Origin of the sequence: Streptomyces sp. S186 (assembly GCF_051603415.1) — a bacterium.
GTDB lineage: Bacteria > Actinomycetota > Actinomycetes > Streptomycetales > Streptomycetaceae > Streptomyces.
The window spans coordinates 4,726,782-4,741,159 of record NZ_CP193932.1 but is presented as its reverse complement, the minus strand read 5'-3'; the positions used below and the strand labels follow the sequence as shown (position 1 = coordinate 4,741,159).

Sequence of the window (14,378 nt, the reverse complement as noted above, 5' to 3'; positions counted from 1 at the left end):
GTGGGCCCTTCGTGCAGGGCGATAGGCCCCCGTACCTTGCCCCTCACACCCATGTCAGGCCATAGAAAGGCGGGCGTCCGACCCAGTCACACCCTTTCACGTGCTTTCACGTGCTTTCACGTGCTTTCGGAAGCGGAGGCCACCCCGTGAGCGACGCCCCCAGTACGCAGCGCCCTACCAGTACGAGGCGCTGACCACGCTCGGGTACCTGGCCGCGGTGACCGAACGGGTCGTGCTGGGGACGTCGGTGCTGGTCGTCCCGCTGCGCGAACCGCTGCTGCTCGCCCGGCAGTCGGCGACTCCGGCGCGGCTGAGCGGCGGCCGGTTCGTGCTGGGCGTCGGAGTGGGGTGGCAGCCCTACGAGTTCGACGCGGCCTGGGTCGGCTTCGGCGACCGGGGCACGCTGACGGACCGTGCGCTGCGGCTGGTACGGCATCTGCACACGGGGGCGGGCGGGCCGTACGACGACGGGCAGCCGGCGTTCGACGGGCGGGCGGTGTTCGAGCTGCGGCCCGAGGAGCCGGTGCCGTTCCTGATCGGCGGGAACTCGGACGCGGCGCTGCGGCGCGCGGCGGAGTTCGACGGCTACTGGCAGGCCGTGGGGCTCGCGCCGCAGGAGTTCGCGGAGCGGGCGGCGCGGCTGCACCGCCGGGCCGCCGGGCGCGGGACGCGGGTGGCGGCCGGGACCCCGATCGGCTGGGACGGCCCGGACCGGACGGCGGCGGAGCTGGCGGCCGAGGTCGCGGCCTGGGAGGCGGCCGGCGCGGCGGACCTCGGGGTGTGGTTCGGGGCGGCGGACGACGGCTTCGCCGACCGGATGCGGGCACTGGCGGAGGCGACGGGGGTGATGGACGGCCGCGTCCCCCACCTCACAGGGCAGTAGAGCCAGCCAGACCGTGCGCTGCCCCTCTAGCCGGACTGCGCGCTGCCCCCTCCCCCACCCGAACCCCCGCCCCTCAGCTGCCCCTTCAGTACCTTTCCGCTGGCGTTGCGCGGGAGCCCAGCGACGAACTCCACCTCCCTGGGCACCTTGTAGTTCGCCATCTCTCGGCGGGACCAGGCGATCAGGTCGTCGGCGGTGAGCCGGGAGCCGGGGCGGCGGACCGCGTATGCCTTGCCGACCTCGCCGAGGCGGCGGTCGGGGACGCCGATGACGGCGACCTCGGTGAGGTCCGGGTGGCGGGTGAGGAGTTGCTCTATCTCGGCGGGATAGGCGTTGAAGCCGCCGACGATGAACATGTCCTTGATGCGGTCGGTGATGCGGAGGTTGCCGTCCGCATCGAGGACGCCGACGTCGCCGGTGCGCAGCCAGCCGTCGGAGGTGATCGCGCGGACGGTGGCAGCCGGGTCCTCGAAGTAGCCGGACATGACGTGGTAGCCGCGGACCAGGACCTCGCCGGGCTCGCCGGGCGGCTGCGGGCGTCCGGCGGCATCCACGATCCGGATCTCGGTGTCCGGTATGGCGCGGCCCGCGGTCGACGCGATCACCTCGGGCGGGTCGCCGCGGCGGCACATGGTGACCAGGCCGGTGCTCTCCGACAGGCCGTAGGCGGTCAGGACGGTGGCCACCTTCAGCTCGCCGCGCAGCCGTTCCACCAGCTCCAGCGGGACGACGGCGGCGCCGGTGACGACCAGGCGGAGCGCCGAGAGGTCGTGCAGGCCGCGGTCGGGGTGGTCGAGGAGCTGCTGGTGGAGGGTGGGCGGGCCGGGGAGGACGGAGATGGCCTCGGCGGCGATGTTGGCGAGCGCGGTCTGCACGCTGAAGACCGGCTGCGGGACCATCGTGGCGCCGCGCAGCAGGCAGGCGACGATGCCGGCCTTGTAGCCGAAGGTGTGGAAGAAGGGGTTGACGATGAGGTAGCGGTCGCCCTGCTGGAGGCCGGCCAGTTCGCTCCAGACGTCGTAGGCGCGCAGGGTCTGGCCGTGGGTGAGCACGGCGCCCTTGGGGTGACCGGTGGTGCCTGAGGTGAAGATGATGTCGGAGGGGTCGTCGGGGCCGAGGGCATCGGCCCGGGCGCGGACCGTGGCGGGCGGCACCGCGGCGCCGCCGGCGAGGAAGTCGCGCCAGGTGGTGAAGTCGGCGGGGGCGTCGTCGGCGAGCACCACGACCCGTTCCAGGTGCGGGAGTCCGGGCAGCGGGCCGCGGCCGTCGCCCCGCTCGGCGGCGCGGCGCAGCGAGGCGACGTAGGACGTGCCGAGGAAGGTGCCGGTGACGAAGAGGACCTTGGCGCGGGTGCGGCGCAGGACGTCGGCCGCCTCGGTGCCCTTGAAGCGGGTGTTGACCGGGACGAGGACCGCGCCGGCGGTCACCGCGCCGAGGGCGGAGACGATCCAGTCGAGGGTGTTGGGCGCCCAGACCGCGACCCGGTCGCCGGGGGCGACGCCGGCCGCGACGCAGGCCGCGGCGGCCCGCTCCACCCGCGCGCCCAGCTCGGCGTAGGACACCCGGGTGCGGCCCTCGACGACGGCCTCCCGGGGGCCGTACCGTGCGGCGGCCGCGCGCACCAGGTGGGCCAGCGAGCCGTACGCCAAGTCCGCCCGCGCATCGAGCCGTTCGCCCATCGCATGCCTCCCGCCGTCGGCAAAGACCCCGCACCACACTGGCTGTCCGTCCGCACTTGCTGACTGGTCGTCAGATTAACGGTAGCCTCCTCCGCTGTCAGCAGTGACGGCCGACCACGGAGGTGGCGATGGGGCCGACCCTCAAGGACGCTACGGCGATCGTCGGTATCGGACAGACACCCTTTGCCAAACGGCTTCCGGAATCCGAGAAGACCTTGGCGTGCCGGGCGATCGTCGCCGCCCTGGACGACGCGGGGATCGCCCCCTCGGAAGTGGACGCCTTCGCCTCCTACACCATGGAGGAGACCGACGAGGTCGAGATCGCCAAGTCCATCGGCGCCGGCGACGTCACGCACTTCTCCAAGGTCGGCTACGGCGGCGGCGGTTCCTGCGCGACGGTGGGGCACCTCGCCGCGGCCGTCGCCACCGGGCAGGCGAGCGTCGGCGTCGCCTGGCGCTCCCGCAAACGCGGCTCCGGACCGCGGCCGTGGACCGACACCCGCGCCCAGCTGCCGACCCCGGGGCAGTGGACCCGGCCCTTCGGCCTGCTCCGCCCCGCCGACGAGATCGGCATGCTGGCCCGGCGCTATATGCACGAGTACGGCGCCACCCGCGACCACTTCTTCAACGTCGCCCTCGCCTGCCGCAACCGCGCCAACCAGAACCCGGCCGCGATGATGTACGACCGCCCGCTGACCCGCGAGATGTACATGACCGCCCGCTGGATCAGCGAACCGCTCTGCCTCTTCGACAACTGCCTGGAGACGGACGGCGCACTGGCCTGTGTGGTGGTGTCCGCCGAGCGCGCCCGCGACTGCCGCCGGCGCCCCGTCTACGTCCACGCCGCAGCCCAGGGCCTGCCCGCCCAGCACCACGGCATGGTCAACTACTGGAACGACGACCCGCTCACCGGCCCGGCCTGGACCGCCGCCCGCCACCTCTGGAAGGGCGCCGATCTCAGCCCGCAGGACGTCGACGTGGCACAGATCTATGACGCGTTCACCCCCCTGATACCCCTCTCCCTGGAGGGCTACGGCTTCTGCGGACGCGGCGAGGGCGCGGCCTTCACCGAGGGCGGCACCCTGGAGATCGGCGGCCGGCTCCCCCTCAACACCGGGGGCGGCGGCCTCTCCGAGGCGTATGTGCACGGCTTCAACCTCATCACCGAGGGCGTCCGGCAGCTGCGCGGCACCAGCACCGCGCAGGTCCCGGACGCCGCCACCTGCCTCGTCACCGCGGGCGAGGGAGTGCCCACCTCCGCACTGCTGCTGAGGAGTTGAGAACCGATGCGCCCGAACCGCGCCCCGTACGACACCACCCCCGATTCCGCGACCTCCCGTGACTCCATGCCCGCCCCCGATTCCGTGACCACCCACCAGCCCGTAACCGCCCGCGATTCCATGACCGCCCCCGACTCCGTAACCATCCGTGATTCCATGACCACAAGCCTGCCACCCGCCACTGACAATCCCCCTGACCCCGGCGCCGACCTGCTGCTTCCCGTCCCCGACGACGACGGGGCGCCGTTCTGGGAGTACGCGGCCCGCGGCGAACTCCGCGTACAGACCTGCACCGGCTGCGACGAACCGCGCTTCCCGCCCCGCCCCTGCTGCCCGCACTGCCAGTCGTTCACCGCCCACTGGCAGCGGATGAGCGGCCGCGGCCGGATCTGGTCCTACGTCGTGCCGCACCCTCCGCTGCTGCCCGCCTACGCCGCCCAGGCCCCCTACAACGCGATCGTCGTGGAGCTGTCCGAGGCCCCGCGGATCCGCCTGGTGGGCAACCTCGTCGCCGCCGCGGACGCCGCCCTGAACTCCGCCGACCGGGCCCGGCTGCGCATCGGCGCGCCGGTGAAGGCCGTCTTCCACACCCTGCCCGGCGGGGTGACCGTCCCCCGCTGGGTCCTGGAGCGGCCATGACGTCCCCCGGAGTCCGCACCGAGACCGACGAAGGGGTCGCCCTGGTCACCCTGGACCGCCCCGCCCGCCACAACGCCCTCGACCTGGCCACCGCCGCCGAACTCGCCGATGTCTGGCGGGAGTTCCGCTACGACGACACGGTGCGCGCAGCGGTGCTCACCGGCGCCGGCGGCCGCGCCTTCTGCACCGGCCTCGACCGCTCCGCCGACGTGCCCCAGCCGGCCTCCCCGTTCTCCCTCGACGACCCGCTGCTGCGGATCGGCCCCAAGTCCAACGACCTGTGGAAACCGGTCCTCGCCGCGGTCGAGGGGATGGCCTGCGGCGGCGCCTTCTACCTGCTCGGCGAGGCGGAGTTCATCATCGCCGCCGAAACCGCCACCTTCTTCGACCCGCACACCACCTACGGGATGGTCAGCGCCTACGAGTCCATCCTCATGGCCCAGCGGATGCCGCACGGCGAGATCGCCCGGCTCGCCCTGATGGGCACCGCGGAGCGGCTAGGCGCCCGCCGCGCCCACGAGGTCGGCCTGGTCTCCGAACTGACGCCGCCCGGCGCCGCGGCCGAGACCGCACTGCGCCGCGCCGCGGTACTGGCCGCACAGCCCACCGACGCCGTCCAGGGCACCGTCCGCGCACTGTGGGCCGCCAAGGAGGCCACCCGGGCCCAGGCCCTGGCACACGCCCCGCAGCTGATCGCGCTCGGCAACCTCCCACCGGACCGCCAGGCGGCCCTGTTCGCCGCCCGCCCGCGGAACACCGGGGGCGCCCCACCGCCCGTCAGATGACACCGCACGCCGCTGCCCACCGGAGGCGCCCAACTGCCGGGGACGTCAACGGCCGCAGCCGTCAACGGCCGGGCTCGGCTCAAATCTTGGACTTGGTCGCCCGCGTGATCTGGCAGGTGTACCAGAACGCCTGCCAGGAGGACTGGTTCAGCGTGTACTTGGCGGTGTAGGTCTCGGTCGCGCCGGGCGCCACCACGACGCTGCGCTGGTGCACCCCGTAGGTCGAGCCGTCCGCGGGCTTGTCCTTCATCCAGTCGATCCGCATGTCGTAGGAGTACGTGCTGGTCGTGGACGGGTTGGTGATGGAGACGGTGTAGGTGAACTGACGCAGCGAGGAGGAGAAGTCGCAGCCGCTGCCGTGGACGTCGGACCGCCCGTCGGGGTCGTAGGTCTCCTGCGTCGGCGACGGCGAGTAGGTGTCGTAACTCGGCGTGTACGAGGACGACGGCGTCGGGTTGGCGGGGTCGTAGCTGGCGGAGGCCGAGGCCGAGGCGCTCGCCCAGCTCGGTGGCACGACGACCTTGGGCCGGCCGAACGCGCAGCCGGCGGCCGTGGCGATCGTCAGCGCCGCCAGCCCCGCCGCGACGCCCGCCCTGAGTCCCTTGCGAACCCGGCCCGTGGTACCCGTGGCGCCCTTGGTGCCTGCGGCGGCCGTGCCCATGCGCGTACGCGTGCGCTGCTCCATGTCCTTCGACCATCCCCCGTTGTTCCGTGCGAAGACGCGCCCACCCCGTGGGTTGACGCGTGCACGGCACCCTAGCAAGCGCCGGGGAGGGCCGGTGCGGGCCCCTGGGCGGAGACGGTCCACATCCGGCCGTGCCTGTCTAGCGGGGGCAGACGGGCAGGCGTAGCGTCGGTCACGAGGCGGGCAGGACGAGTCGAAGCGAGGCGACGCCCGTGGTGCGCAACGTTCTCGGCTCCCTGATCGCCCTCGCCGGAGCGACGGCCGCCGTCTGGAGCCCCTTCCGTCCCTGGTACGACGGCCGTCACGGCAGCGACATCCGGATCGAGGACCTCCTCAACGGCCTCACCGGCAGCGGCGCCACGCTCTTCGGCTCCCTGGTGCTGCCGATGGCCGTCGCGGGACTGCTGACGCTGGCCGGGGTGGCGCTGCGCTCCCGGCTGCTCGTCACCGTCGCCGGGCTGGTCGTGCTGGGCTTCACCGTCCTGTGGATGGTCCGCCAGGCCCAGCGCTCCGGCGAACTCACCGCCGGCGCACACGGACTGGGCGTCGGGGTCGCCAACGCCCTGGGCGGCGGCGCACTGCTGGTCCTGGGCGCCCTGGTGATGCGCGGGCGCACTCGCCGGGTCCTCGCGCACGAGGACGAATACGACGAATACCGCGAATTCGGGGACGCCTACGAGGACGCGTACACGCGCTACGAGCCGCCGCCCGCCCCCTGGGGCCCTGCCCACCGGCCCACCGAGGAGTGGCACCCGGGACCGTACGGCCCGCCGCCCCGCGCCCCGGACCCGACCCGGCCGGACCACCCCGTCCCGCCCCTGTCCCCGCCCCAGCGGCCGACGCCGCCCGTGGAGTGGGGCCGGGAGCTACGGCAACGAGACACGCTGCCCGCCCACGAACACGAAGAGGACGACCGGCCGACCCTGCCGAACCGACCGGCCGCGCCGGACCGACCGACCTCGCCGGACCACCCGACCCTGCCGGACCTCCCGACCCTGCCGGACCGGCCCAACTGGCCGGATGAACGGGAGGCGGCGGACGGAGCCGAGACGCCCAACGAGACGCCCAACAGGCCGGAGAAGCCGGACGGGCCGCAGGGGCCTAACAGGCCGGACGGACCGGACGACCACAGGCCCACCGGGCCGGACCGCGGCTAGCCCGCAACGCCCCGCTGCCAGACAGCCCGACAGCCCGGGGCACAGGAGCCAGGCAGCCCCGAAGTCCCTCCCGCCCTGCCCGCCCGGCCCCGCCTACGGCCGCCGCGCCAGCCCCGTCCCCTTCGCGGCGTCCAGTGCGTACACACAGCGGTCCTTGCTGCAGGCGTAGACCACGCCGCCGACCGCCACCGGCGAGCCGGTGATCTCCCCGCCGGTGGCCAGCTTCCAGCGCAGCTGACCGCCCATCGCGTCGAGGGTGTAGAGGCAGTGGTCGGCCGACCCGAAGTGCACCCGACCCTCGGCGACGACCGGCGAGCCGACGACCTCGGCGCCCGCCTGGAAACGCCAGCGCGGGGTGCCGGTCACCGCGTCGAGGGTGTAGAGCGCCTTGCCGCTGCCCAGGTGGACGGCGCCGTGCGCGACCAGCACCGGCTCGGTGGACTGGCGGGCCTCGGTGGCGATCCGCCAGCGGTCCCGGCCGTCCGCCGCGTCGAGGGCGTAGACCGTGCCCAGATAGTCGGCGAGGTAGAGGCCGCCACCGGTGACGGCGGGGCCGGGCGCGAAGGCGGGCGGGCTCAGGAAGACCGCGGGCGCCTCGAAGTGCCAGCGCAGCTCGCCGCGGACGGCGTCCAGGGCCAGCACCCGGGGGCCGGCGACGACGTACACCACACCGTCCGGCGCGGGCAGCAGCCGCATCGGGACGCCGCCGCAGGACGCCGCGTCGCCGACCGGGTGCGACCAGCGCTCGGTGCCGGTGCGTGCCTCCAGCGCCCTGAGCCGGCCGTCGGCCCAGACGTAGACCGTGCCGTCCTGCTGCACGGGCGCGGACTCCGGGTTCTCGAAGTCGGTCTGGGCGCCGGTGAGCTCCCACAGCAGCTCGCCGGTGGCGGCGTCCCATGCCTGGACGCCGCCGCCCCGGGTGGCGGTGACGACGGTGCCGCGCTCGGCGGTGAGGGCGTAGATCCAGCCGTCGCTGTTCAGCCGCCAGCGCTCGCCGCCGTCGTCGGCGTCCAGGGCGTAGAGCGTGGGGCCGTCGGAGGCGTGGATCCGGCCCTCGGCCACCGCCATCGCCCAGGCGACGTCGCGGGTCTTGAACTTCCGCCGCCCGCTGGCCACATCGAGGACGTGCACCTCGAACGACGTGACGTAGAGCAGCTCGTCGGCGACCACGGGGGTGCCCCAGACGTCGTTGGACATCCGGAAGCGCCAGGGGCGCCAGCGGCCCGGCTCGGCCGGCGATGCCTCCGGCGGGGTGGCCGGCGCGGCCTCGCCGTGGCCGCCGCTGCCCGTGGCGCCGCCCTGCTGCGGCACACCGCCCACGGGGGCGCCGGCCGGCGGGCGGACCCAGTTCGTCGCGGGGGCGGCCGCGCCGTGATGCTGCGGGGCGTCGGCGGCGCGCGGTCCGGGCCCTATCGGGGCGTGCGAACCGCCCAGCCGCACGGGACCGCCGGCACCCTCGGGGGCCGGCGGAGCGGATGGCGGGGCGGCGGAGGCCACCGGGGCGGGCGCGCCACGGGGGTCGGCGGCGCGGTGCGCGCCGGGTCCCGCGCCGATCCGGCCGGGCCAGCCGTCGGCGGCCGGCCGGCCGCTCTCGGGCCGCGGGGCGGGCGGCGGTGACTGCGGCACGGGCGGCGCGGCCACCGGCTCCTGACGGCCGGTGTCACGGGGCGCGGCGGGGGACCGTGCGGCGCTGGGGGCGACGGCGCCCCGGCCGCCGCCGCGCCGCCGCTCGATGAGCGCCACGGCACCGGGCGGCAGCCAGGCCGACGCCGTGCCGCTGTCGTCGCTGCCGGAGCTGAACAGGTGCGGCGCGAGCTGGGACTGGAGGTCGGCCGGGGACGGCCGGTGGGCCGCCTCCATCTGCATACAGGACTCCATCAGCGGCCGGAGATCCTCCGGCAGCCCGGCGAGGTCCGGCCCCTCCCGGAGCAGCATGAAGACCGTCTCGACGGGGTTGGCGCCGTGGAAGGGGGCATGCCCCGTGGCGGCGAAGACCAGGGTGGAGCCGAGCGAGAAGACATCGCTGGCGCCGGTGACGCTGCGGGAGTCGCGGGCCTGCTCCGGTGACATGTAGGCCGGGGTGCCGACGGCGACGTTGGTCATCGTCAGCCGGGTGTTGGACACCCCGGAGGCGATGCCGAAGTCGATCACCCGGGGGCCGTCCTCGACCACCAGGACGTTGGACGGCTTCAGGTCGCGGTGGACGAGCCCGGCGCCGTGGATGGACTGGAGCGCCTCCGCGATCCCGGCGGCCAGCCAGCGCACCGCCTGGACGGGCAGCGGCCCGCACTCATTGACTATCTCCTCCAGGGAGGGCGCGGGGACGTACGCCGTCGCCAGCCAGGGCACCGCGGCCCGCGGGTCGGCGTCGACCACGGCCGCGGTGTAGAAGCCGCTGACCGCGCGGGCCGCTTCTACCTCGCGGGTGAACCGGACCCGGAACAGCTGGTCCTCGGCGAGTTCGGACCGGACCGTCTTGATCGCCACGCGCCGGCCGGATGCCGAGCGCGCCAGATAGACCAGGCCCATGCCGCCGGCCCCGAGACGGCCGAGCACCTCGAACGGGCCGATCCGCCGAGGATCGTGCTGCGTCAGCTGCTCCACCACTTGCCTGCCACCTCCCCGTGGGGCGTAGAACGAGACTCTCCATAGCCACGGGCCGCCGAGAGCCACTGCCCCGCGCAGCGTCTCACCGCCTGGCCGAAACGGCCGTACGCACCCTGATTCTTCCTGGCCGGGCCGACGGTTGCGAACCCGGGGCCTGTCGGCCGTGTCACGACTCACCCCCTGCGATACGCAACAAGGCCATTACCCGGCGTATTCCACCCCGCCCTGACGTGCGTGGATACGTCCGGCGTCGGGCGATTGCCGAGGGGTTACCGGCCGGTTGCGGACTACCCGGAGGGGCCGTACGCGGAACTTCCGCCGCCCTTCGCCCCATCCGGACGGAAGGATTCCGCGCGGACGGGCCGACGGCGGGGCCCCGGACGCCCCGTCGACACCCGGCGGATGCCCGGATCCGCGGCCGACCCCCGTGGCCGAAACTCGTCCATCCCCCCGCCCACGTCCCCCGCCCGTGTCCGTGCGCATGCCCTCCCCCGCGGTCCGCCCAGCATCGGTGGATCACTTCTGCGTCGGATCAATTCTGCGTTGCCCGGGGCGATTTCGGGGCCACGACACCGCGCGTGGCGCACGGATTCCGGCGCCGCCCCGGCCCGGTGCCGCCGGTCCTGCGCCGACCCCTTGTCCACCAAAGTTGTCCACAGGCTGTTGATAACAGCATTCACTGGATCGGACCAATGGCCGCCCATCCGGTCCGGGCCGCGACCGGGCCCGCAACCAGGGCGGCAACGGGCGCCCGACGGCCCGAACTCCCCGGTCCCCATTTGCAGGCAGCCAAATCGCGCTCCGATCACCCCTCGGTAAGCTGACGGCATGACAGGACAAGTTCGAACCGTAGACGGCAGAGTTGCCGGCCGCCGCGGACAGGCGACGCGGCAAAAGCTCCTCGACTGCCTCAGTGAAATGCTCAGTTCGTCCCCCTATCGGGACGTCAAAGTCATCGATGTGGCCCGAAAAGCGGGCACTTCACCCGCGACGTTCTATCAGTACTTCCCCGACGTCGAAGGCGCGGTCCTCGAAATCGCCGAAGAGATGGCGAAAGAGGGCGCGAGCCTGACCGGTCTGGTCGCCGAACGCTCCTGGGTGGGCAAGTCCGGTTGGCAGGCCGCGGAAGAACTGGTCGACGGCTTCCTCTCCTTCTGGCGCAAGCACGACGCGATCCTGCGCGTCGTCGACCTGGGTGCCGCCGAGGGCGACAAGCGGTTCTACAAGATCCGCATGAAGATCCTCAACGCGGTCACCAACTCCCTTACGGAGTCGATCCAGGAGCTCCAGGCCAAGAACAAGGTCGACAAGGACGTCAGCGCGGCGGCCATGGCCGGTTCCCTCGTCGCGATGCTGGCGGCGGTCGCCGGCCACCAGAAGGGCTTCCAGAGCTGGGGCGTCAAGCAGGCCGAACTCAAGCCCAATCTGGCGCTGCTGGTCCACTTCGGCATCACCGGCAAGAAGCCGACCAAGTAGCCGACCAAGTAGCCGACCAGGCAGCTGGCCAAGCAGTCGGCCGATTAGCCAGCCTCCCGAAGCGCCGGCCCCAGTAGTCCGCGCAGGGCCGCCGCACCAGCGGGAACACCGCGCCGCCTGTACGGCCGCATCGCCGGTGCCACCGCGCCGGGAGCGCCGCGCCTCGGCAGCCGCTCTGCCGCCGGGGAAACCGGAGTCTGCCGGAGCTTCCCCGATGTCCCGTCATTTCAGGGGCAGTTCGACCTCCGTCCTGTAACCGTCCTGCCATAGCTGTACACCACACGCAGCCGGGTGCCGACCGCCCTCCAGGGGCCGTACGGCACCTGCTGCGTGTATGGGGTCGGTTCGCGTCGCGTACGGGGCCAGTCCGCGTCGCACCCGGCATCCGGCATCCGGCACACGACACCCCGCATCCGGCATCCCGGCCCCGCCAACTCACCTCCGCCTCAGGGTCCTTGAGGAGATTTCCGGTCCAGGCCGGATGCCCAGCCGCGCACGGCGGTCCCTCAGGCGCCGACCGCCTCTCGCGCCGCCGGATCCGCAACGGCGCCCACGCCCTCCCCGGCCCCGAACAGGCCCGCCCACTCGGCCGCCCGGGCTCGCAGCCGGTGCACGGGCCCCAGCAGCAGCTCGTCGCCGGCCACCCGCTGGAAGCAGAGGTGCGCCGCGCCCTCCCCTGCGGAGCCGACCCCGCCGGGCAACCGCACCGCCTCCCCGGCCACCGCACGCAGCGCCTCCAGCCCCTGGGCCAGCGCCAACGCGCCCACCCCGGGCTCGGCGCGCCCGCCACCCGCCACCCAGGCCGCGTGGTACGCCGCCGAGCGCGCCGCCTGCGCCCCCGCATACAGCTCGACCAGCCGACGCCGCACCGCCTGGGAGGCGCCGTCCGGCCGCCCACCCCGGTTGTGCTCCCTGAACCAGCCGGCCATACGGGACAGCATCGCGTCTGCCGCCCCGACCGCCTCGGCCGCAAGGCACGCGGCCGCCGTCACCCCGGTCGCGGCCAGCGCCACGGCCGCCGCCTCCGACGCGGCGCCGCCGCCCCCGTTTCCGTTCCCGGCTGCCGCCTCTCCCAGCAACTCGGCTTCCACATCGCGGAGTTCGACGCGCGCTTGTGGCCGGGCACCGTCCAGCACCGTCTGCCGGGTCCGCAGCAGCCCCGGCGCCGCCGCCCCTTCCGCCCCCTTCGCCCGTACGGCGAAGAGCAGGGTGCGGCTGCGCGCGAAGCCGCCGGTGTGCGCCGCGACGACCAGCACGTCCGCGGTGTGCCCGTCGAGGACGTGGCCAGCCTCCCCGTAGAGCCGCCAGCCCTTGTCGACGGCCCGCGCCTGGATTCCGCCGGCCCGGCCGCCGCCGGCCCAGTCGCCGTCGTTCGGCCCGGTCAGCGCCAGTGCGGTGGCCAGCCGGCCGCCCGGTACGACGAGTGTGGCGGTCAGCTCCCCGGCGGCGAGGCCCGGCAGCAGTTCGGCACGCAGGCGCTCCCCGGCCAGCGCCAGGATCAGCGGGGCGGCCAGCACGGTGGTGGCGATCAGCGGCGCGGGGAGGACGGCGCGGCCGGTCTCCTCGCAGGCCAGGGCGAGTGCGGTGGGCCCGTGGCCGCGGCCGCCGTACGCGGTGGGCAGGACCAGACCGGGCAGGCCGGTCTCCCGGGCGAGCCGCCGCCACAGCTCCGGGTCGTAGCCCGGGTCGTAGCCCGGATTGCGGGCCGCCGCCCGGGCCTCCTCCGGGCCGCCGCGTTTGTCCAGCAGTGCGCGCAGGGTGCGGCGGATCTCGTCCTGCTCCTCGGTGAACGCGGCATCCATCGGCGGGCTCCTCCCGGCCGTGCGGCGAACCCCGCCCAGCTCGGCCGAGGTCCCGAAACTGACGGGGCGTCATAGTAGGGACAGGGGTGGCACTTTCCTAGGGAGGCGGCGCTCCCTCAATGCGGAGACCATGAAGCCAACCCGGAGCAGCAATGGCTTACCTGATGTACCGTCAAATTATGACGCTGACGTCAGGGCCCCTCTCCCGGATACGCAAGGTCGCCGTCGCCGGAGTCGCGCTCTCCGACTGCGGACGGGTGGACGAGGCCACCCCGTACACCCTGCACGCCCAGGCCGCCCGCCGGGCGCTCGCCGACTCCGGGCTCGACCGGTCGGTGATCGACGGCTTCGCCTCGGCCGGCCTCGGCACCCTCGCCCCCGTCGAAGTCGCCGAATACCTGGGGCTGCGCCCCACCTGGGTGGACTCCACCGCGGTCGGCGGCGCCACCTGGGAGGTGATGGCCGCGCACGCCGCCGACGCGATCGCGGCCGGCCACGCGAACGCCGTCCTCCTCGTCTACGGCTCCACCGCGCGCGCCGACCTCAAGGCCGGGCGCCGCACCGCCAACCTCTCCTTCGGCTCCCGGGGCCCGCTCCAGTTCGAGGTCCCCTACGGGCACACCCTGATCGCCAAGTACGCGATGGCCGCGCGCCGCCATCAGCACCAGTACGGGACCACCCTGGAACAGCTGGCCGAGATAGCCGTCCAGGCACGCGCCAACGCGGCCGCCAACCCCGACGCCATGCACCGCGAACCGATCACCGTGGACGAGGTGCTGTCCGGCCCGATGATCGCCGACCCGTTCACCAAGCTGCACTGCTGTATCCGCTCCGACGGCGGCTGCGCGGTACTGCTGGTCGCCGAGGACTACGTGCCCGACCTGGCCAAACGCCCGGTCTGGGTGCTCGGTTCGGGCACCGCCGTCTCGCACACCACCATGTCGGAGTGGGACGACTTCACCCTCTCCCCCGCCGCCGTCTCCGGCCGCCTCGCCTTCGAACGCGCCGGCGTCCGCCCCGCCGAGATCGACCTCGCCGAGATCTACGACGCATTCACCTATATGACCCTGGTGACGTTGGAGGACCTGGGCTTCTGCGCCAAGGGGGAGGGCGGCGCGTTCGTCGAGAAGGGGCGGCTGCTGCGGGACGGCGCGCTGCCGGTCAACACCGACGGCGGCGGACTGGCCGCCTGCCATCCCGGTATGCGGGGGCTCTTCCTGCTGGTCGAGGCGGTCCGCCAGCTCCGCGGCGAGGCCGGCCCGGGCCGCCAGGTCCACAAGCCGGGCGGCGCCCTGCCGCGGCTCGCGGTGGCGTCCGGTACCGGCGGCTGGTTCTGCTCGTCGGGGACGGTGGTGTTGGGGGCGGGGTGACGCGCGTACGCTGCC

General features: G+C 73.9%; 11 protein-coding genes. 7 read left to right on the top strand and 4 right to left on the bottom strand.

Annotated elements, in window-relative coordinates:
- Window positions 1–100: 100 nt before the first annotated feature.
- Window positions 101–883 carry an LLM class flavin-dependent oxidoreductase gene (locus tag ACRAS8_RS20505; protein ID WP_438487450.1) on the top strand — a complete coding sequence of 261 codons (783 nt, stop codon included), beginning with the start codon at window positions 101–103 and terminating at the stop codon, window positions 881–883.
- Window positions 884–909: 26 nt separating this feature from the next.
- On the opposite strand, the gene ACRAS8_RS20500 is transcribed toward ACRAS8_RS20505, so the two are convergent.
- The gene (locus ACRAS8_RS20500) at window positions 910–2,562 is read right to left on the bottom strand and encodes a FadD3 family acyl-CoA ligase (protein WP_438487449.1); all 1,653 of its coding nucleotides are present in this window, start codon (window positions 2,560–2,562) and stop codon (window positions 910–912) included.
- A gap of 128 nt (window positions 2,563–2,690) precedes the next feature.
- On the opposite strand from ACRAS8_RS20500, the gene ACRAS8_RS20495 reads away from it, so the two are divergent.
- From ACRAS8_RS20495 to ACRAS8_RS20485, 3 genes are all read left to right on the top strand, one after another.
- Window positions 2,691–3,842, top strand: a complete 1,152-nt coding sequence (locus ACRAS8_RS20495) for a lipid-transfer protein (protein ID WP_438487448.1) — start codon at window positions 2,691–2,693, stop codon at window positions 3,840–3,842.
- A gap of 156 nt (window positions 3,843–3,998) precedes the next feature.
- Window positions 3,999–4,481 carry a Zn-ribbon domain-containing OB-fold protein gene (locus ACRAS8_RS20490; RefSeq protein ID WP_438490549.1) on the top strand — a complete coding sequence of 161 codons (483 nt, stop codon included), beginning with the start codon at window positions 3,999–4,001 and terminating at the stop codon, window positions 4,479–4,481.
- Entirely contained in the window at window positions 4,478–5,266 is a 789-nt protein-coding gene (locus ACRAS8_RS20485; RefSeq protein ID WP_438487447.1) for an enoyl-CoA hydratase/isomerase family protein, read from the top strand. Before ACRAS8_RS20490 ends, ACRAS8_RS20485 begins: the two co-directional genes overlap by 4 nt.
- Window positions 5,267–5,345: 79 nt before the next feature.
- On the opposite strand, the gene ACRAS8_RS20480 is transcribed toward ACRAS8_RS20485, so the two are convergent.
- Window positions 5,346–5,951, bottom strand: a complete 606-nt coding sequence (locus ACRAS8_RS20480) for a hypothetical protein (RefSeq protein ID WP_438487446.1) — start codon at window positions 5,949–5,951, stop codon at window positions 5,346–5,348.
- A gap of 212 nt (window positions 5,952–6,163) precedes the next feature.
- On the opposite strand from ACRAS8_RS20480, the gene ACRAS8_RS20475 reads away from it, so the two are divergent.
- Entirely contained in the window at window positions 6,164–7,108 is a 945-nt protein-coding gene (locus ACRAS8_RS20475) for a hypothetical protein (RefSeq protein WP_438487445.1), read from the top strand.
- Window positions 7,109–7,201: 93 nt separating this feature from the next.
- Here the strand turns inward: ACRAS8_RS20475 and ACRAS8_RS20470 are convergent, their stop codons facing one another.
- On the bottom strand, window positions 7,202–9,715 hold the full coding sequence (locus ACRAS8_RS20470; protein ID WP_438487444.1) for an outer membrane protein assembly factor BamB family protein: 2,514 nt from the start codon (window positions 9,713–9,715) through the stop codon (window positions 7,202–7,204).
- Between the two features lie 828 nt (window positions 9,716–10,543).
- Between ACRAS8_RS20470 and ACRAS8_RS20465 the strand changes: the two genes are divergently transcribed.
- Window positions 10,544–11,191, top strand: coding sequence for a TetR family transcriptional regulator (locus ACRAS8_RS20465; protein ID WP_438487443.1), 648 nt, complete (start codon window positions 10,544–10,546; stop codon window positions 11,189–11,191).
- Window positions 11,192–11,697: 506 nt separating this feature from the next.
- Here the strand turns inward: ACRAS8_RS20465 and ACRAS8_RS20460 are convergent.
- Window positions 11,698–12,993: an acyl-CoA dehydrogenase family protein gene (locus ACRAS8_RS20460; protein ID WP_438487442.1), complete on the bottom strand. Its 1,296-nt coding sequence runs from the start codon at window positions 12,991–12,993 to the stop codon at window positions 11,698–11,700.
- Between the two features lie 179 nt (window positions 12,994–13,172).
- Here ACRAS8_RS20460 and ACRAS8_RS20455 point away from each other — a divergent pair, with 179 nt between their 5' ends.
- On the top strand, window positions 13,173–14,363 hold the full coding sequence (locus tag ACRAS8_RS20455; RefSeq protein ID WP_438487441.1) for a thiolase C-terminal domain-containing protein: 1,191 nt from the start codon (window positions 13,173–13,175) through the stop codon (window positions 14,361–14,363).
- Window positions 14,364–14,378: the final 15 nt, after the last annotated feature.